This is a genomic window from Salibacterium lacus (genome assembly GCF_042684865.1).
GTDB classification, from domain to species: Bacteria; Bacillota; Bacilli; order Bacillales; family Marinococcaceae; genus Salibacterium; species Salibacterium lacus.
This window is the reverse complement of the sequence record NZ_JBHUML010000002.1, coordinates 1,126,135-1,144,543: the sequence shown is the minus strand read 5'-3', so window position 1 is coordinate 1,144,543 and position 18,409 is coordinate 1,126,135. Positions and strand designations below refer to the sequence as shown.

The following is an 18,409-nucleotide window of genomic DNA, read 5'->3' as shown; positions in this document are numbered from 1 at the left end:
TGTTCATTTCCTATACTTGCACATGTGAGTGGGGAGAGACAAACTCCTTATCCATTTAAACAAGAAAAAGAGGAGGAAGTGCTTTTGAGTATGAAAAAAGTATGGCTGTTTATCGCGCTTGCTGCAATTGTTGCATTCGCGGCAGCATGTGGTGGAGGTTCATCTGAAGAGTCCGAGGGGTCAGAAAATGGTGAATCGACCGAAGAAACATCCGGCGGAGACGGAAGTTCTGAAGAAACGTCCTCCGAAGGCAGTTCCGAAGGATCTTCTTCCGGCAGCGGTGAAGAACTATCCGGAGAAGTAGCAATTGATGGTTCTTCCACTGTATTCCCAATCATGGAAGCAGTTTCTGAAGAATATACAAGCGAACATCCGAACGTACAGGCACCGGTTGGTGTGTCCGGTTCCGGCGGCGGATTTGAGAAATTTATTGCCGGGGAAACCGACCTGAGTAACGCTTCCCGCGAGATCGCGGATGAAGAAGCAGCAGCTCTTGAAGAAAACGGCATTAATTACTTTGAAATGACGCTTGCTTACGACGGTCTTTCCGTTGTTGTCAATCAGGAAAATGACTTCGTTGACCACCTTACTGTAGAAGAGCTGAAGCAGATCTGGGTGGACGGCGGCGCTGAGACTTGGAGTGACGTCCGCAGCGAATGGCCGGACGAGCCGATTGAACGTTTCAGTCCGGGTACAGATTCCGGCACATATGATTACTTTAATGAAACCATCCTGGAAGGCGAAGACATTAACCGTAACGCCCAGCTTTCCGAAGATGACAATGTGCTTGTAACAGGCGTTCAGGGAAGCCCGAACGGTATCGCTTATTTCGGATACGCGTATTACGCTGAAAACCAGGACAGCCTGAAAATTGTTCCGATTGACAATGGTGACGGCCCGGTTGAACCAAGCGAAGAAACCATCAATGACGGTTCCTACGCACCGCTTTCCCGTCCGCTGTTCACATACGTGAAAGAATCTTCCCTCGAGGAGCCGCAGGTACTTGACTATGTAGAATATCTCAATGAAAATGCCGGCGATCTCGCTCTTGAAGTAGGATACGTGAACGCATCGGATGAAGTGTATGAAGAAAATGCATCAAAGATTGAAGAAGCAGCAGGGTCTGGTTCTGGATCCGGAGAATAATTCAGGCCAAAAGGTAAGATGCCTGCATCTTACCTTTTGTCTACGTTTATGGAGTTGAAGAGAAAGGGGATGCACGATGACAGATAATGAACGATCCTCCATACGTCAAATGATAGAAAAGAAAGCTGATAACAAAGGGATGACTAATGTTGCCGAGAGCTTGATGCCCAAGTTTTTTCTGCTTTGTGCTGTTATCTCGATATTAACTACATTCGGTATCGTTCTCACACTGCTTTTTGAAACAGTAACGTTCTTTACGGAAGTATCAATGATTGAATTTATAACCAGTTCCGAATGGTATCCCATGTTTTCAGATCCGGATTACGGAATCAGACCGCTGTTACTGGGGACTTTTACCATAGCTGCTATTGCTATGATTGTGGCTATACCAGTTGGATTAGCGGCAGCCATTTATTTGAGTGAGTATGCGAGTGACAAAACAAGACGAACCATCAAACCGGTTCTTGAGGTACTGGCCGGTATTCCGACGATTGTGTATGGTTTTTTTGCGTTAACATTTGTGACTCCGATACTGCAGGCCATTATTCCAGGTCTGGCTATTTATAATGCATTAAGCCCGGGTCTTGTTATGGGAATAATGATTATACCTATGGTCGCCTCTCTTTCTGAAGATGCAATGAGCGCCGTTCCCCAGTCGATGAGAGAAGGGGCTTTTGCTCTGGGAGCGACGAGGCTGGAAGTATCGCTGAGAGTAGTGTTTCCTGCGGCATTGTCCGGCATCATCGCTTCCTTTGTTCTCGCCATATCCAGGGCGATTGGAGAAACGATGATTGTGACAGTTGCCGGGGGCGGAAGTCCTGCACAAGGCCTTGATATCACGTCATCCATGCAGACGATGACCGCTTATATCGTACAGATGAGCCTCGGAGATGCCGGGTTTGGCACCACTGTTTATTACAGTATTTATGCGGTCGGCATGACACTGTTTATATTCACGCTGGCCATGAATATTCTCGCGCAGTTTATTTCGAAGCGATTCAGGGAGGAATACTGATGAAGGAAGCTAGTCAGGAAAATATACCACCGGAAGAGGAAACAAAGGTAGCAGAACCATCCAATCTCCCGAAAAGAGAATGGAAAAACCGCATGTCCAGGGTACTCTTTGCGTCGGCAGTTGCGTTCAGCCTGTTGATGCTGCTTGTTCTTGTTATTCGGATTTTCACTCAAGGAATTGGCTGGCTGGAATGGGATTTGTTTACGTCCTTTGCATCCAGAAACCCCGAAGATGCCGGCATAAAAGCGGCATTTATCGGAACAATCTGGATGATGGGACTAACCGCACCAATATCATTTGTACTAGGTGTCGGAACGGCGATTTATCTTGAGCAGTATGCCAAACCCAATCGTTTTACCGCTCTTATCCAAACCAACATATCGAACCTTGCCGGTGTGCCGTCTGTCGTTTTCGGTCTGCTTGGTCTAACGATTTTTGTTCGTGAAATGGCTATGGGGCGCAGCCTGCTTGCAGGTGCGTTAACGATGTCACTGCTGATACTGCCGATTATTGTTGTTTCATCACAGGAAGCGATCCGCGCGGTTCCGGCGGATATGAAACAAGCTTCTTACGCCATGGGGGCAACGACCTGGCAGACGATATACAGAGTGGTCCTTCCGGCATCGATACCGGGAATTTTAACAGGGAATATCCTTGCACTTTCACGTGCGATTGGTGAAACAGCTCCCCTTATTATGATCGGGGCGCTGACTTACATCGCGTTCCTTCCCGAAAGCATTATGTCACAGTTTACGGTTATGCCTATTCAAATCTTTAACTGGACGAACCGTCCACAGGAAGAATTTCATATGGTAGCCGCAGCGGGAATTGTTGTTCTTCTGTTTATGCTGCTTCTGATGAACTCTATCGCTGTGTTTATACGAAACAAATTTCAACGTCGATTCTAAATTTTAAAAGAGGTGTATATCATGTTGGCAAGTCAAAAGAAGAATACAGAATTTGACGAGAACACCCATGTTGAAACAAAAGAACCCGGGAAATCAGTATATAAGGTAGACCAGCTTAATCTGTGGTACGGGGAGGACCAGGCGCTGAAAAATATCGAACTGGACATTCCGGAACGGGAAGTGACTGCCATTATCGGACCATCTGGGTGCGGGAAATCCACGTTTATTAAAACATTAAACCGGCTCACAGAAATGATTCCTTCTGTTAAAACATCAGGCGGCATCTATTACCGGAATCAGGACATTTTCGACAAGAAATATAAAGTGGAACTGCTTCGGACGAAAGTAGGTATGGTTTTCCAGCAGCCGAACCCGTTTCCAAAATCCATTTATGAAAATATCGTATACGGTCCGAAAATCCATGGTATTAAAGACAAAAAAGTGCTTGATGACATTGTCGAAAACAGCTTAAAAGGGGCCGCTCTCTGGGAAGAGGTCAAAGACGACCTGAAAAAGAATGCGTTCGGCCTGTCCGGTGGACAGCAGCAGCGTCTTTGTATCGCACGGTGTCTGGCCGTGGAACCGGATGTGATTTTGATGGATGAACCGACATCCGCACTGGACCCTATTTCCACTCTGAAAATTGAAGAGCTTGTACAGGAGTTAAAGAAAAATTACAGTATCATTATCGTGACACACAACATGCAGCAGGCTGGAAGAATTTCCGATAATACTGCCTTTTTCCTGAATGGCGAGGTTGTGGAGTATGATCAGACAGATAAAATCTTTTCATCACCTGATGACAAACGTACCGAAGATTATATTTCCGGCCGCTTCGGATAAAATAGGGGGGCTGATGTATGGGAGTAAGAGGAACTTATGAGCAGGAACTTGTCCAGCTGAAAGACGATATTTCCTCCATGGGGGAGGATGTGATCGCTGCATTCAGGCAGGCACTGCATCTTCTTGAAAACCATGATGATGAAAAAATAGAAGCTCTAATTGAAGGCGACAGCAGCATTAATCAAACCGAACTTCAGATTCACGATGAGGCCACGATGATGATTGCCCGCCAGCAGCCGGTCGCCACAGATTTACGTACAACCATTGTAGCCTTAAAAGTGTCCAGTGATCTGGAGAGAGTTGCTGATCTTGCTGTAGATATTGTAAAAGCGGCAAAGCGGATGGAACAGGAGAGAAACGAAAACGAAATACAGGAAATCAGGGAAATGGCGGATGTTGCCGAGGAAATGCTTCATGAAGCGCTTATTGCCTACCAGAATAGAGACTTAATGCGCGCGCAGCGCATTGCCACGCTTGATGATACGGTAGACAGAAAGTATAAACATTACATTCAAAGGCTTTTTACTTTGAGCGACGAAACGAATGCGGAACAGACCACTCAGCTTGCATTTATCGGAAGGTACGTGGAACGAATCGCAGACTATGCAACGAATCTTGCAGAATGGATTGTATATGAATCCAACGGAAAACACTTTGATTTAAATTAGATGCTGGAGTTTGGGACAAAAGCACATGATGCGGCAGATAACACGAATGTTCCGGGTCACTAATCAAAAGCTGTATAGCAGCGGAGCCAAAATGCTTTGACTCCTGCTTAGAACAGCACGAGTCACGGGGACCCCGCAGGATGCGGGTCAGGTCGGCGCCCGCCAGGAGGTGCCGATCTTAGCCGATCTTCCTCCTTTTGAGCCGTGCCCGCGGCATAGAAGACACGATGAGCCCCAGCGAATCGATGTCGCCCTTGTACTCTGGAGTGCAAAGAAGACACGATAAGCGCCAGCGAATCGATGCCGCCCTTGTGCTCTGGAGTAAAAGCAAAGCATTTTGGCGTAGCGGCTTGTCTCAGCAACGAAAAATACCGAACGATTTTTTGAAATCGTTCGGTATTTTTCTATCTTATAGAAGTTTTGTCTCAGACTCTTCTTTTGATAAAGAGAATGGAATCACGGGCAGGAGCGGAAGGCGGCGACTCCAGCGGGAATGAGGCGCTGCCCGCGGCATAGAAGACACGGTGAGCCCCGGCGAACCGATGCCCGCCTTGTGCTCTGGAGTGAAAGCGTCCGCCTGCAGCGCATGCCTAACTTGTTAGCGATGTATGTTCGGGCTGTTAGTAGACTTTTGATACAGCCACTATTTTTCGTTTCAGCAACAAAAAGCAGGCGTTATTAGGTACATAGAACTAAAACTAAGGCTTTTTAACAAAAAATAAAGCATCAACTATGAAATTTTTCTTATAATAACCGATATTAGTGAAGTAATCGTCAGAAAAGATAAGAATTCTATTCTTACCATAGATAACTTGCAGAATCAGGGGGTTTGGATATTGGGTCAATCTGAGTATTTAGAAGTGTTTATTGATGAAAGTCAGGAACATCTGCAGACGCTGAATGACCATTTGATGCAGCTGGAAAAAGAACCGGAGGATATATCGATTGTAGGGGAAATCTTCCGCTCTGCTCATACTTTAAAAGGAATGGGTGCAACGATGGGATTCGAGGATCTTGCACGTCTGACACACAATCTGGAGAACGTGCTCGATCTTATTCGTCATGAACATATGAGTGTTACATCCCATGTCATGGACGTTGTGTTTGAATCGGTGGATGATCTGGAAGAAATGATTAATGACATTGCCGGCGGCGGAGACGGATCCAGGGATGTAAGTGAAGCGGTGCAGAAGCTTGAAGTGCTGCAAAACGGAGGAGACAAAGAAGCAGCTGCAAAGCCTGAAGCAGCAGCTGCTGTTCAAGTGGAATCTTCACACGATAAAGAGAGCACAGCAGTACAGGAGTCCTACGATGAATATGAGCGGACGGTACTGAAACAATCCCAGGAACAGGGATACACCCCCTATAAACTCGAGATTACGCTTGATGAACAGACGATGCTGAAAGCAGCCCGCGTCTATATGGTCTTTGATGTGCTTGAGCAGGTGGGTGACATCATTAAATCCACCCCTTCCGCGGATGAACTGGAAGATGAAAATTTCGAATCATCCTTTGTTATTACCGTGATTTCCAGTGTAGAGCTGGAGGAATTAAGACAGCGTGTCCTCAAAGTATCAGAAATAACAAATGTGTCGGTGGAAGTCGTTAATGTAGATGAACCTGTACCTGCAGCGGCTGATGGCAGTACGGATTCATCAGAGGAGCCGGCTGAAGAGGCTTCTGCAGAAAAGAATGAACAGAAAGAAACGGCAAAACCCGCCAAAGCTGATAAAGCAGAGAAACAAAATACAGGATCCCAAAAGGGTAGTGAACTCAATAAAACGATTCGGGTAAACATTGACCGGCTCGATGTTTTAATGAATCTATTTGAGGAGCTCGTCATTGACCGCGGACGCCTGGAGCAGATATCAAGTGAACTTAACAACAATGAATTAAACGAAACAGTGGAACGTATGTCCCGGATTTCAGGGGATCTTCAGGAAATCATCCTGAATATGAGAATGATGCCGGTGGATCAGGTGTTCAACCGATTCCCGCGGATGGTGAGAAGTCTTTCCAAAGAACTGGGTAAAAAAGTAAATCTTGAAATCACCGGTGCAGAAACCGAGCTTGACCGTACGATAATTGATGAAATCGGGGACCCTCTTGTCCATTTAATCCGTAATTCCATTGATCATGGTATTGAACAACCGGACGTCCGTGAAGCTGCCGGTAAACCGCCTGAAGGCAATGTGCATCTTAGTGCTTATCACAGCGGCAATAACGTCTTTATTGAAATTGAAGACGACGGCAACGGCATAGATCAGGAAAAAGTGATAAAAAAATCGCTTGAAAATGGGGTCGTGAACGAAGAGGATCTCGAAAAGATGAATGATCAGCAGATATTTGGGTTGATGTTTGCTTCCGGATTCAGTACAGCACAGGAAATCACAGACATATCCGGAAGAGGTGTAGGGCTCGATGTTGTGCGCAATACGTTTGAAACACTTGGTGGAAATATCACAGTCAACTCCGTTTATGGGGAGGGCTCGTTATTTTCCGTGCAGCTGCCTCTGACACTTTCTATTATTGATGTCATGCTCGTTGAAATAGGAAAAGAAAAATACGGGGTCCCGCTCACCGCTATTGTAGAAACAGCCATCGTCAATATAAATGAAGTGCACAGTGCTCACGGACAGAAAGTGATTGATTTCCGCGGAAACGTCATCCCGCTGGTCTTTTTGAATGAAATATTCGAAGTGCCTGATACAGAGACCGCAGGAGATGACGAGTATTACTCCCTGGTCATTGTCAGCAAAGGAGACAAAATTGCAGGACTGGTCGTGGACTCATTAATCGGACAGCATGATGTTGTATTAAAATCACTCGGCAGTTACCTGTCGAATGTATTTGCAATATCGGGCGCTACGATACTGGGCGACGGACAGGTTGCTCTCATCCTTGATTCGAACGCACTGATTAAATAAGGAGGTGGCAGAAATGGCCGTAGAAACAGAAGAAGGATATGTGAAAGTGATTGTATTTCAGTTGAAAGACGAAGAATATGCAATCGAAGTGGATGACGTTCAGTCCATTGAGAAAATGCAGGCTGTCACCCGCATTCCAGGAGTGGAACCTTATATCATCGGGGTGATGAACCTGAGAGGTGTTATTACACCGGTTATGGATCTGAGAAAGAGGTTTGAACTGGAAAGCAGACCTTACGATGAAGCAACAAGAATTCTGGTTTTAAAAAGAGATAACAATGATATCGGGTTTATTGTGGATGGAGCGAACGATGTCATGGACATTGCCGCTTCAAACATTGAGCCTACTCCTGAAGTTGTAGGAGGTGTGGCAGAAGAATATCTGCGCGGCGTTATAAAGCTGGAGGACCGCTTATTTACGCTTCTCCATATTGATAAGATTTTGAATAAACAAGATGACAAACAGCGTTCCGGTATGTAAGGCCGGCAAATAAAAACGTGAGGTGAAAGTATGGCTTCTGTACTTATTGTAGATGACGCATCTTTTATGCGGATGATGATTAAAGATATTTTAACCAAAAATGAATTCGAGATTGCAGGCGAAGCATCTAATGGTCAGGAAGCAGTGGATATGTATAATGAGAAGCAGCCTGACCTGGTGACAATGGATATTACGATGCCGGAAAAAGACGGTATTGCAGCGCTGAAAGAAATTTTGCAGCAGCATGCGGGAGCGAAAGTAATTATGTGCTCTGCCATGGGTCAGCAGTCCATGGTCATTGATGCCATTCAGGCAGGAGCGAAAGATTTTATAGTTAAACCATTTCAGGCAGACCGGGTGATGGATGCCGTTCAAAAAGTGATGGGATAAAAAGGGGAGCTCTAATATGAGTGCAGCACCGCAGATGAACGCACAGCATGTCAACGCGATAAGGAATGCCGCCGTTATCATTGTAAATGAACACCTTGGCTTGCAGATTGAAAAATCCAAGCCATATGTATCCGGCAATCAGTTTATGTCTTCTGATGTTTCCGTATTGATGGGGGTCAATGGAACTCTGGAAGGTCAGATTATCTGTACGATGAAAGAACAGACCGCTCTTTCCATTGTCGGAAGTATGATGGGTGGTATGAATATTGAGACTCTGGATGAAATGGGATGGAGCGCTATTCAGGAATTTGGTAACTGGGTGGCAGGAAAAGCCGCGTCCGAACTCGCGAAGGCGGAAGCAGTTATCGATATTTCACCGCCGATTATTAATGAGGGGAAGTCCACTTTCCGTATGGAAAAAACGTTTCTTACGATCCCTCTGATGAGTGATGCGGGGGAAGTGCTTCTGCATGTCTCGATAACGCCGAATACAGATCAATAAACCTGGTTTCGCGGCAAAGACCAGTCCCTTTCTGTAGAACTCTCATCATCAGGCTGCTGTAAGATATCTTATGGCAGCCTGAAAATACATAATAATGACCATCAACAACGGGTTTATCATCCACATGCTGTTTTAACGAAGCGGGCGGTATATCCAGCGGCGCCACAGTTTCTCTACAGGCCCCTGCCTGCAATGTTTGAGCCAGAAAGAGCTGAAGACGGTCTGCGTGCTGAATAGGACAAGAGTAACAAGAAACCCTGAGGCCGCTCCCATCGTTCCAAAGAGCTGCAGTCCGAACCCGTAAAAGAGAAAGATGCAGATCAATGTCTGCAGGAGGTAATTCGTCAGCGCCATCTGCCCCGCCGCGGCAACAGGACGGAAGAAAGAGGAGAACAACTGTTTTTCGGTAATCGTGACAAACAAAGCGACCCAGCCAAGCATAAGCATCGGCCCCGCCAGCATATTTAATCCCTGTGCAGTGCCATCGGCAAGCCAAAGCGGAAGCGGCAGCAAGTCGTGGAGAAGAGCCGCGTACAAAAACGAAAGAATTCCTCCGGCAGTGAGCATAAAGATCATCGTTTTTTTCCACAATCCCCGGTATTCAGCTGCGCGCTGCACCCATCCTTTTTTCCCAATATACAGACCGATAAGGAACAAGCCGAGAATGTGCGGGACATTCAGTACCAGATTGGAAAGCACAAGCGGAACTTCTTCATTCAGCCGGAAATGAAGGATGTCAAGGTAGGATCCGGTGGAATACACGGTTTCTGCTTCTGCAGCGCTTGTGAGAACCTGTTCTTCGAATCCGGTGTCTGAGGCCGTCAGCATATTGGAGCTGATTGTAAGAAAGGCAATGAAAAATGATGCCGTGCAAAGTAGAACAAGCGCCCATGTGAGAATGGTGCGGGGACTGCGGTGGATAAACAGCAGCAGCAGCAGCCCTGCAGCGGCGTATGTATGAAGAATGTCGCCCGACCACAGGAAAAGTAAATGAAGCAGCCCGGCCCCCATTAAAAAGAAAAGCCTTCGCTTGTAAAACCTATCTGCATCCAGTCCCTTCTCTTTCAATTTTTCATAGAAAAGAAAAAAGCCGAGTCCGAATAAAAAGGAGAACAAAGGATAAAACTTGCCAATCACAAGCCAGTCGATCATAAATGTTACTCCTCCATCCAGCATGTCTGAAGGAAACGAAGGCGATGCTCCCGGCAGACTTTGCAGCTGGAAAAAAGGAGATTTGAATGAAGCCATATTGGCTGTCAATATACCGAGCAGCGCAAAGCCCCGCAGTATATCAAGGGTCTGGATACGTTTTTGTTTTCCGGCTGTATTCATTAAATCAACAGCTCCTTCTGCTCAAAATACGGCTTATACATGACACCATTTCTATTAAGTTTAACATGCTTGACAAAGGGATTGAAATTCTCCGGGAAGTTTCCCTCTATACGTATGAATCATAATCGTGTATGATTTTTATGGGGAAATTTCAACCATATAGAGAAATGCTGGTGATGCATTGGTGAGTTTACATAATCCAATCAACGAAAAACAATATGATATTAACATGTTGTTTGTCATGTTCCTGTTCGGCGTTGTCAGCTGTTTTTACATTTACCACGCTCAGCAGATGGGGCAGTATGACGCCACGTTCCATACATCACAGATGATGTATTATGTACTCGGTTTTGGTGTGGCATTTGCCGTTCTTCACTTTGATTTTGAATACTACATGAACATTCACTGGTTTTTATATGGAGTCGGTCTGTTTTCGCTGGTGCTTCTCGATGTTATTGGTCCCAATGAAACATTCGCTCCCATGCAGAACGGGGCGGTAAGTTGGTTTGCGGTGCCGAAGATTGGGACAGTCCAGCCTTCGGAAATTATGCGTATCTTTCTCGTCATTACGTTAAGTGCGATTATTTATCGTCACAATTCCAGGCACCGTGAAGATCGTTCGATGCAGACAGATCTCTGGCTGCTTCTCAAAATAGGAGTGCTCATTGCACCAGTTGTTTTCCTGATTTACCGGCAGCCCGATATGGGGAGCATTATGCTCATCGGGGCCATTGTTACAGCACTGTTGATTGTGTCGGGAATGTCGTACCGGATTCTTACTGTGTTAATCGGAGGCCCGATTACAGCCGGTCTTGCCTTTGTGTTTGCCTTTTACCAGTTTCCAGAATGGGTGGGACGGAACCTTCTTTCCAATCTCCCCGGGTATCAGGTGGCCCGGATTAACGGATGGCTCAACCCATTTGAACATGTGGATGCCGGATACCAGGTTCTTCAGGCAATGACAGCCATCGGATCCGGACAGCTTTATGGTAATTCCGGTACATCGGTATACATTCCCGAGGCGCACACCGACTTTATTTTTGCGGTTATCAGCTCGATGCACGGTTTTCTGGGGGGAGCGTTTGTTATCACCCTTTATTTCGTGCTGCTGTATCAGATTTTAATGACAGGTCTCCGCTGCCATAATGCCTTCGGAAAGTACCTGTGTGCCGGGTTGATCGGCATGTTTGCGTTCCAGATCTTTCAAAATATCGGGATGGGGCTCGGTCTTCTCCCGGTTACCGGTTTTACTCTGCCGCTGCTTAGTTACGGGGGAAGTTCCATCGTGGCGACAATGTTTGCCCTCGGTATAGTGATGAGTGTGCGTTATCATTCCAAAACATACTTTTTCGAACAGCAAAAAGAATAACACCTTACAAAAACAAAGGTGTAAATCCCAAAACACAAGTTCTAAAATAACCCGGACGATAGTCCTTCGTGCTGTTTTGCCGCGTTGATATCGTTCGGTTTTTTTATATTCTGCTTCCGTTACAGGGATTCTTCTTTTTTTGCACATTGTATTAAACATTCAGAAAGAAGGTCGATATAAGTAATGAAAGTAACATGAGGCAAAGGTAGGATTTACAGAATACCTGGAACTGAAAATCTATAATGAACTCAATACTTCAGCCTCAGGTGTGTTACATAAAAATGGGGGATGAAAGAATGCGTAAACTGAATACGAAATTGATTCTTCTCACAGGTGGTCTCGTAACAGTATCACTGCTTGCGGCCGCGATAATTATTTATTACCAGATGACAGATGTCGTGGAGGAAAATGCAGCCGGGACAGGTACGAGTACGGTGGAAAAGGAGAAACGGTACATAGAACAGTATTTTGAAACGTTTGAAAATCATCTTAACATGATCAGCTCGGACACCAGAGTTACTTCTTTTTTGAAGGATAAGAGCGGGAATAGTCCGGATTATTCCAAAGGTTACAGCAGTGTGATAGAAGTGATGAACCGCCTTATTTACAACTATGACAGCGTGGAACTGACATTCACAGGGGCGGCCAACGGGGGAACGCATACGACACCTCATGTGAATGTGGAAGACATGGATGCTACGACCCGCCCGTGGTATCAGGCAGCTGCAGAAACGCCCGAAAAGACAGCCTGGACAGAGCCTTACAAAAGTGAAGACGGCGGAAACTATGTCATCAGCGCAGGAAAGGCCGTCGTAGATCCGCTCACCAATGATGTGCTCGGTGTTGTTGGTATAGACGTGTCGCTTTCCCATCTGAATGAAATGATGGCGGAAATGGATGTGCCTTACAACGGCTTTATCACGCTGATAGGTGATAACGGATCGGTGGTGGCCCACCCGGAACAAGATGGTGTACAGCTTGGGGAAGGAGACCCGCTGTATTCTGTTTTGGATACGGAGGGAAGCGGCCGCACCTCCCTGCAGCACCAAAATGAAGAGTACAGCCTGTTTTATGACAGGATTGAAACGAACAACTGGGTGATTGGTACGGCTTTTTCTGATGAAGCTATGGCGTCGGAATCAGCTGGTATCCGGGATACCATTATGATTATTGCTGCGGCGGCGATTATTCTTTCCGTTCTCCTTACGGTGATAATTTCCAGAAGGATTACAAAACCGGTAAAAGAGATGCAGGGAAAAGTAAAGGATATGGCGGAAGGGGATCTTACCGTTCAGTTCCCGGGAAGTTCGCATGAAGAAATCGACTATCTGAGCCGGGATCTTAACAAAATGGCTGAAAATCTCCGAACGCTTGTGGAGCAGGTAAAAGGCTCAGCCTCCCAGGTTGCTTCTTCTTCCGAGCAGTTCAGCGCCGTTTCAGAAGAGACAAGTGCTTCCGGAGAGGAAGTGGCCAATGCCGTATATGATATTTCGCAGGGAGCTGTATCCCAGGCCGAGGAAGCGGAAAAAACGAAGCAGGAGATGCAGATACTCACAACAGCCTTTATGTTTCTCGAAGAACAGGTGAAAGAAATTGAAAACCGTTCAAAGACGTCGGAAGAAATTAATGAAGCAGGGGCAGCTAAAGTATCAACGTTGACAGAAAAGGCCGGGGAATCCCAGACGATGATGGAAGAAGTTGAGCACGTATTCGCGCGTCTGTCGGAAAGACTGGAAGATATTCAAAAAGCAATGGGTTCTATCGGAGATATTTCCGATCAGACCAATCTCCTTGCCTTAAACGCCAGTATTGAGGCAGCACGAGCGGGCGAACATGGAAAAGGTTTCGCCGTTGTGGCCGAAGAAGTGCGCAAACTCGCTGACGCTTCCAGTACATCCGCCGATGAAGTGAAAACTATCCTGAAAGGTTTGACGGATGAAGCCGAACAGGTGCACCAGACCGTCGAACGTTCCCGTCATGTTTCTTCTGAACAGCAGGAAGCGGTGCAGTCTGTAAAACATTCGTTTGAACAGATAAAAGAAACCGGAGAATCGATTTCAGCAGTAGTGCAGCGCCTTCTGGAAGAAATTCCGATGATGGATGAGCGCAGGCAGACCGTGGAAGATGCTATAACGAGAATTGCTGAAGTATCGCAGTCCAATGCCGCTTCTGCCGAAGAAGTAAATGCTTCCACGGATGAACAGAAAGAGGCCATGCGTTCTGTAGCAAGCTCTGCAGAGTCTCTTCACGAACAAAGTGATACCCTTGCTTCGTATATTCAGCAGTTCAGGGTTGCACCTACAGAGAGTCGTCAGGACAAAGCAGAGGAAGCTCTGAATCCGCACCTGGATGAAGAAAAAGAGCAGCACGGTGAGGAATCAGAAAACGAAACAGAGGAAAATGTGGAAGAAGACACGGATCTCCGCAATGAAACGGAAGCTTCCAGCAAAGAGAATAAGTAAAAAGATGAGGGCTGTATCAAAAGGTACAGCTCCTTTTCTATGATAAAGAAAATGTAACCAAGGCAGAAGCGGAAGGCGGCGACGCCTGCGGGAAGAGCAGCAGCCGAAGATCCCATCAAACGGCTGTTTACCGTTTGATGTAGCTGAGGCGCTGCCCGCGGCAAGCGTCCACCTGCAGCGGATGCCTCCGTATTAAGCGGACATTTGATACAGCTCCTCCTTCTTTATATTTTCATAAAATCGCTTGTATGTAGAATGCATAATACCGAAAAAACATTTATACTAAACATGGTCTCTCTATTTTTATGCAGGAAAGATGAGGAGGTTTATTCTGAATGGCAAAAAAACGCAAACGGCTGATTATGCGTTCTTCAATATTGGGAGCAATTACAGTGATGCTCGCTTATGTTTTTTATACTAATTTTATGTCCGGTGAAGAGACGAATGTCCAGGAAGGGGAGACAGCCCCTAATTTTGTGCTGGAAACAGCGGACGGTGAACGAGTGGAGCTGAAAGACTTCCGGGGAAAGGGGGTGTTCCTGAACTTCTGGGGCACCTATTGTCCGCCGTGTGAGGAGGAAATGCCCCATATGAATGAATTGTACAAGGAGTTTAGAGAACGCGGCGTGGAAGTTCTTGCCGTCAATGTCGGGGAATCGAATCTGGCTGTGAATCGTTTTGCGGACCGCCATGACTTGTCCTTTCCTATGCCGATCGATGAAAACAAAAGTGTTCTGAACCGCTACGGCGTCAGTCCGCTTCCTTCTACGTTCCTGATAGATGAAAACGGAACGGTGCAGCGTGTTCTGCTCGGTGCGATGACAGAAGAGAAAATGAGAGGGTATATGGAAGAAATTGAACCATCCTGATCCGGTTCTTTTTCTTTGAATTACTGCAAAGCAGCAGGAACAAATGCAGTTTCTGTCGAACATACGATGAAAGGCGGAAAAAGCAGCAGGCAGACCGAAAGTCTTCTCTCCCGGTTTGTCATAAGGGAGTATCTTTCTTATGAAACGAATACGCTGTACTTTATATGTGGCTGCCATCGCATGTGTTGTATGTCTGCTGTCTTTGGGCTGGCAGAGGGCCTATGCAGCGACGGAGGTCGAAGAAAGACCCGAACTCTCCGCTGAGACAGCCGTGCTGATGGATACCGGCACCGGACAGGTGCTGGTTGATAAAAAAGCAGCAAAGCGGATGTATCCAGCTTCTATTTCAAAAATTGCCACTGCCATTACGGCGCTTGAACAGGGCGGATTGGAAGAAAAAGTAGAGATAAGCGCACGTGCAGCAGATACAAAAGGCACCTCCGTTTATCTCGTCGAAGGAGAAAAAATGCCGCTCAAACAGCTTGTGCAGGGTCTGCTTATTAATTCCGGAAATGACGCCGGGACGGCGATAGCTGAGCATCTCAATGGTACAGAAGAAATGTTTTCGAAGCAGATGACTGACTATCTGATGGAACAGACCGGCATCGAAAATACTGCTTTCAGCAATCCGCATGGCCTTTTTGAAAAAGATCATTATTCCACAGCCGAAGACATGGCTCGTATTACGAGATATGCGATGTATAATGAAACGTTTCGTGATATTGTGTCGACCAAAACGCTTGAATGGAAAGGGAAGGGCTGGGAAACCGAGCTGCGCAATCACCACCAGCTTCTTTGGGAATATGAAGGAGCGACCGGCGTCAAAAATGGATACGTGTCGGAAGCGGGCTACACCCTTGTGACCTCGGCAAAACGACAGGGGAGAGAACTGATAGTGGTTGTTATGAACGCCGACACGAATCACAACGCCTACAAAGACACGACGGAACTTCTGGATTATGGATTTCATGCGTTTGAAAGGAAGACCGTACCGGAGGGTGCGCGCTTTCAGTCCCCGGATCAAAGCATCTATATTACTTCCGAAGAAAAAAGTTATCTTCAGGAGAAAGGAACAAACACCACACTGAAAGCAGGTAACGATGGGGAATGGAAAGTGTTAAATGACAGGAACCGTGTCATGCTGACCGGTACGTTGACGAAAGAACGCGTGAAATCCGGCGGGGAAAAGAAGCGGAGTGCAGCGGTTATCCCGATGGAAGGCAGCGATATAAAAGGCACGTTGTGGAACATGTGGAGCAGTTATACTTCGACTACAGCCAGAACGCTGTATTATCATCTTCGATTATTGTTATAGAATAGGAGCGTTTCCCGTTGAAGGAGCAGACAGCAATATCAGATGATCTACCGCTTAAAACTATCTGGAAAAGTTTCGCGTTTCTTGCTGCAGCCGCAGTCATCCTGATTCTACTCTTTTACGGTCCGGAGTATTTCTGGAATCTCTGGAGTCTGGATAACGCAGTACAGGAAACGGCGGCGGGCGCCGGTGCCGGAATATTGTTTGCCGGCGTGGTTACCGGCCTTTACCGCGTTTCAGCGATCAAACTTCCGGATAATCTCTACATCCGTCTGATCGAACGGCTGGCAGCAAAAAAATATGGTCTGTTCACCATCGCAGTTGGAGCAGGCGTCTCGGAGGAAATGCTTTTCCGCGGTGCTTTTCTTGGTATTGCAGCAGGCTATACAGGAGAAACAGCGGCACTGCTTCTGGTTTCCCTGTTGTTCATGGCGCTGCACATTCCGCAGTATAAGGGGAATATGCTTATTCATGTCATCGTTTTTATGATGGGAGCTGTCCTGGGCCTTTTGTTTTTACGAACAGGAGCATTGTGGGCGCCAATCGCTGCCCACGCCGTGTATAACGCTGCATTAACCTGGTTGATGCGAAAGAGACAGACGGCGGCCGGAACGTGACAGATCTTCCGCTTTAATGATGGTTTTCCAGGCGCAGTGCCGCCTTATCCCATTCACGCGTTGTAACCTCGTAATAGCTGATTCCTTTCTCTCTTTGATTCTTTCCTTCCAGTTCGAATGTTTGTATATAGTCAAAAGAAGAACGATACCGGGTGAACAGAGCGCGGAGTTCTTCCAGTGTCATGTTTGTTTTGACGTGATTCTCCAGTATTTCCAGAATATCTGCGCTGTCGGGAAGATGCTGGAGAGACATGGTGTCTTCCAAGAGAGCCGTGAGTACCTGCCGCTGCCTTTCATTCCGGCCCAGGTCACCTCTTGGGTCGCTTTTGCGCATCCTCACGTACTGCAGCGCTTCTTCTCCATTCAAAGTAACCGGCCCTTTTTTAAAATGGAAGGTTCTACTGTGGTCGACGTTATCCTGGGAGAAAGCAAAGTCGTTTTTTACTTTAACCCCGCCGAGTTGGTGCACTATTTTCGAAAAACCCTGCATATCCGCCTCCACCACAAAGTCAAATGAATAATCCAGCTTGTTTTCCGCTGTCTGTTTTACAAGCCCCGCCCCGCCGTAGGCGTAAGCATGGTTTATTTTTTCCCGGCCGTGGTCCGGTATATTGACTTTCGTATCCCGTGGAATATTAAACAACAGAACGGATTGATCCTCCGGGTTGATGGAGGCTGCCATCACGGTATCGGCGAGGCCCTTCTCTCCAGGCCGGTCTCCGATTCCAAGAAGAAGGAAAGAAACCGTCCCGCGCAGAGGGCCTGAAGATTGGATGGGCGTTCCGACATCTTCGGCGTAGTTGTCGTTCATTTCCTGCACATGGGTGCCGGCTTTTTGGTATAGATGATAGGCCCAGCCGGCTCCGGCAGTAAGAATGGTAAGCAGTACGGTGATAAATACAACAAGCGCGGGCTTCCACATAAAAACCGGGGCTCCTTTTACAGCCTTTTTTTAGAATATATCATGAATGAAGGGTAAAAAGAAGTACCGCTTTGTCTGGTTTGCCTGTTCATAAAGCTGTTCATTGCTTACAATATAGAGGGATGGAGACAGCGACAGAAAGGAGAGAGGGAGTTTGGATGTAAAAGTAGCGGATCTTCCCGGTATCGGCAAAAAAATGACGTTTTACACTGCTCAGGGAAATATGATTGTGTTGGTTACCCATCACACAGGAAAAAGAGAGTTGTACTTTTTTCAGGAGCCCGATGATGATGAGCCGGACTTTTCCATGGAATTGACGTCCAATGAAACGAGGGAACTGGGGGCACAGCTGTTAGGTGCGATGTTCCAGCCGGTGGATAGTGACCAGATGAAACTTTTCCGCAGCAAGGTCATCGTGGAATGGATAGAGCTTCAGGAGAGTTCCCAGTTTGCCGGAAAAACCATCGGAGAGTCAGAAGTACGAAAGAAAACAGGCGTGTCGGTAGTAGGAATTTTCCGGAATAATGAAGTAATTGCGAGTCCGGGCGTGGACGAAACCCTTGAACCGGAAGATACGATCATGGTAATCGGGAAAAAAAGTCAAATTGCGTTGTTTGAAGAAATGGCGGAAGGAGAGGGGTAA

At 46.7% G+C, this 18,409-nt stretch carries 17 protein-coding genes; 15 read left to right on the top strand and 2 right to left on the bottom strand.

Going from position 1 to position 18,409, the window contains the following annotated elements; all coding sequences use genetic code 11:
* Window positions 1-90: 90 nt before the first annotated feature.
* The 9 genes from ACFSUB_RS06700 (at window position 91) to ACFSUB_RS06660 (ending at window position 8,880) form a co-directional block, all read left to right on the top strand.
* The gene (locus ACFSUB_RS06700) at window positions 91-1,146 is read left to right on the top strand and encodes a PstS family phosphate ABC transporter substrate-binding protein (RefSeq protein ID WP_380713198.1); all 1,056 of its coding nucleotides are present in this window, start codon (window positions 91-93) and stop codon (window positions 1,144-1,146) included.
* A gap of 76 nt (window positions 1,147-1,222) precedes the next feature.
* On the top strand, window positions 1,223-2,161 hold the full coding sequence (gene pstC / locus ACFSUB_RS06695; RefSeq protein WP_380712412.1) for a phosphate ABC transporter permease subunit PstC: 939 nt from the start codon (window positions 1,223-1,225) through the stop codon (window positions 2,159-2,161).
* A gap of 92 nt (window positions 2,162-2,253) precedes the next feature.
* On the top strand, window positions 2,254-3,069 hold the full coding sequence (pstA, locus tag ACFSUB_RS06690) for a phosphate ABC transporter permease PstA (RefSeq protein WP_380713197.1): 816 nt from the start codon (window positions 2,254-2,256) through the stop codon (window positions 3,067-3,069).
* 21 nt (window positions 3,070-3,090) lie between these two features.
* A complete protein-coding gene (gene pstB / locus ACFSUB_RS06685) occupies window positions 3,091-3,912 on the top strand; it encodes a phosphate ABC transporter ATP-binding protein PstB (protein ID WP_380712411.1) in 822 nt (273 codons plus the stop codon).
* A 17-nt stretch (window positions 3,913-3,929) separates the two neighbouring features.
* Complete coding sequence (phoU, locus tag ACFSUB_RS06680; protein WP_380712410.1) at window positions 3,930-4,580, top strand: phosphate signaling complex protein PhoU; 651 nt, start codon at window positions 3,930-3,932, stop codon at window positions 4,578-4,580.
* A gap of 836 nt (window positions 4,581-5,416) precedes the next feature.
* Complete coding sequence (locus tag ACFSUB_RS06675; RefSeq protein ID WP_380712408.1) at window positions 5,417-7,507, top strand: chemotaxis protein CheW; 2,091 nt, start codon at window positions 5,417-5,419, stop codon at window positions 7,505-7,507.
* Between the two features lie 13 nt (window positions 7,508-7,520).
* Window positions 7,521-7,988 (top strand): chemotaxis protein CheW, encoded by a 468-nt coding sequence (locus ACFSUB_RS06670; protein WP_380712407.1) that lies wholly within the window; start codon window positions 7,521-7,523, stop codon window positions 7,986-7,988.
* 30 nt (window positions 7,989-8,018) lie between these two features.
* On the top strand, window positions 8,019-8,378 hold the full coding sequence (locus ACFSUB_RS06665; RefSeq protein ID WP_380712406.1) for a response regulator: 360 nt from the start codon (window positions 8,019-8,021) through the stop codon (window positions 8,376-8,378).
* A gap of 16 nt (window positions 8,379-8,394) precedes the next feature.
* The gene (locus ACFSUB_RS06660; protein ID WP_380712405.1) at window positions 8,395-8,880 is read left to right on the top strand and encodes a chemotaxis protein CheX; all 486 of its coding nucleotides are present in this window, start codon (window positions 8,395-8,397) and stop codon (window positions 8,878-8,880) included.
* Between the two features lie 132 nt (window positions 8,881-9,012).
* On the opposite strand, the gene ACFSUB_RS06655 is transcribed toward ACFSUB_RS06660, so the two are convergent.
* Window positions 9,013-10,212 carry a DUF418 domain-containing protein gene (locus ACFSUB_RS06655; RefSeq protein WP_380712404.1) on the bottom strand — a complete coding sequence of 400 codons (1,200 nt, stop codon included), beginning with the start codon at window positions 10,210-10,212 and terminating at the stop codon, window positions 9,013-9,015.
* A gap of 184 nt (window positions 10,213-10,396) precedes the next feature.
* Here ACFSUB_RS06655 and ACFSUB_RS06650 point away from each other — a divergent pair, with 184 nt between their 5' ends.
* From ACFSUB_RS06650 to ACFSUB_RS06630, 5 genes are all read left to right on the top strand, one after another.
* The gene (locus ACFSUB_RS06650; RefSeq protein WP_380712403.1) at window positions 10,397-11,581 is read left to right on the top strand and encodes an FtsW/RodA/SpoVE family cell cycle protein; all 1,185 of its coding nucleotides are present in this window, start codon (window positions 10,397-10,399) and stop codon (window positions 11,579-11,581) included.
* A gap of 296 nt (window positions 11,582-11,877) precedes the next feature.
* On the top strand, window positions 11,878-14,043 hold the full coding sequence (locus tag ACFSUB_RS06645; protein WP_380712402.1) for a methyl-accepting chemotaxis protein: 2,166 nt from the start codon (window positions 11,878-11,880) through the stop codon (window positions 14,041-14,043).
* 335 nt (window positions 14,044-14,378) lie between these two features.
* On the top strand, window positions 14,379-14,912 hold the full coding sequence (gene resA / locus ACFSUB_RS06640; protein WP_380712401.1) for a thiol-disulfide oxidoreductase ResA: 534 nt from the start codon (window positions 14,379-14,381) through the stop codon (window positions 14,910-14,912).
* A 139-nt stretch (window positions 14,913-15,051) separates the two neighbouring features.
* Window positions 15,052-16,227 carry a D-alanyl-D-alanine carboxypeptidase family protein gene (locus ACFSUB_RS06635; RefSeq protein WP_380712400.1) on the top strand — a complete coding sequence of 392 codons (1,176 nt, stop codon included), beginning with the start codon at window positions 15,052-15,054 and terminating at the stop codon, window positions 16,225-16,227.
* A gap of 17 nt (window positions 16,228-16,244) precedes the next feature.
* Complete coding sequence (locus ACFSUB_RS06630; protein WP_380712399.1) at window positions 16,245-16,844, top strand: CPBP family intramembrane glutamic endopeptidase; 600 nt, start codon at window positions 16,245-16,247, stop codon at window positions 16,842-16,844.
* A gap of 13 nt (window positions 16,845-16,857) precedes the next feature.
* On the opposite strand, the gene ACFSUB_RS06625 is transcribed toward ACFSUB_RS06630, so the two are convergent.
* On the bottom strand, window positions 16,858-17,766 hold the full coding sequence (locus ACFSUB_RS06625) for an LCP family protein (protein WP_380712398.1): 909 nt from the start codon (window positions 17,764-17,766) through the stop codon (window positions 16,858-16,860).
* A 154-nt stretch (window positions 17,767-17,920) separates the two neighbouring features.
* On the opposite strand from ACFSUB_RS06625, the gene ACFSUB_RS06620 reads away from it, so the two are divergent.
* Window positions 17,921-18,409, top strand: coding sequence for a cation:proton antiporter regulatory subunit (locus ACFSUB_RS06620; protein WP_380712397.1), 489 nt, complete (start codon window positions 17,921-17,923; stop codon window positions 18,407-18,409).

Excerpts from the sequence above, each read along its gene's own strand:
- ACFSUB_RS06700 (WP_380713198.1), top strand. The coding sequence starts at position 91 with ATGAAAAAAGTATGGCTGTTTATCGCGCTTGCTGCAATTGTTGCATTC.
- pstC (WP_380712412.1), top strand. The coding sequence starts at position 1,223 with ATGACAGATAATGAACGATCCTCCATACGTCAAATGATAGAAAAGAAA.
- pstA (WP_380713197.1), top strand. The coding sequence starts at position 2,254 with ATGTCCAGGGTACTCTTTGCGTCGGCAGTTGCGTTCAGCCTGTTGATG.
- pstB (WP_380712411.1), top strand. The coding sequence starts at position 3,091 with ATGTTGGCAAGTCAAAAGAAGAATACAGAATTTGACGAGAACACCCAT.
- phoU (WP_380712410.1), top strand. The coding sequence starts at position 3,930 with ATGGGAGTAAGAGGAACTTATGAGCAGGAACTTGTCCAGCTGAAAGAC.
- ACFSUB_RS06670 (WP_380712407.1), top strand. The coding sequence starts at position 7,521 with ATGGCCGTAGAAACAGAAGAAGGATATGTGAAAGTGATTGTATTTCAG.
- ACFSUB_RS06665 (WP_380712406.1), top strand. The coding sequence starts at position 8,019 with ATGGCTTCTGTACTTATTGTAGATGACGCATCTTTTATGCGGATGATG.
- ACFSUB_RS06660 (WP_380712405.1), top strand. The coding sequence starts at position 8,395 with ATGAGTGCAGCACCGCAGATGAACGCACAGCATGTCAACGCGATAAGG.
- ACFSUB_RS06655 (WP_380712404.1), bottom strand. The coding sequence starts at position 10,212 with ATGAATACAGCCGGAAAACAAAAACGTATCCAGACCCTTGATATACTG.
- ACFSUB_RS06645 (WP_380712402.1), top strand. The coding sequence starts at position 11,878 with ATGCGTAAACTGAATACGAAATTGATTCTTCTCACAGGTGGTCTCGTA.
- resA (WP_380712401.1), top strand. The coding sequence starts at position 14,379 with ATGGCAAAAAAACGCAAACGGCTGATTATGCGTTCTTCAATATTGGGA.
- ACFSUB_RS06635 (WP_380712400.1), top strand. The coding sequence starts at position 15,052 with ATGAAACGAATACGCTGTACTTTATATGTGGCTGCCATCGCATGTGTT.
- ACFSUB_RS06625 (WP_380712398.1), bottom strand. The coding sequence starts at position 17,766 with ATGTGGAAGCCCGCGCTTGTTGTATTTATCACCGTACTGCTTACCATT.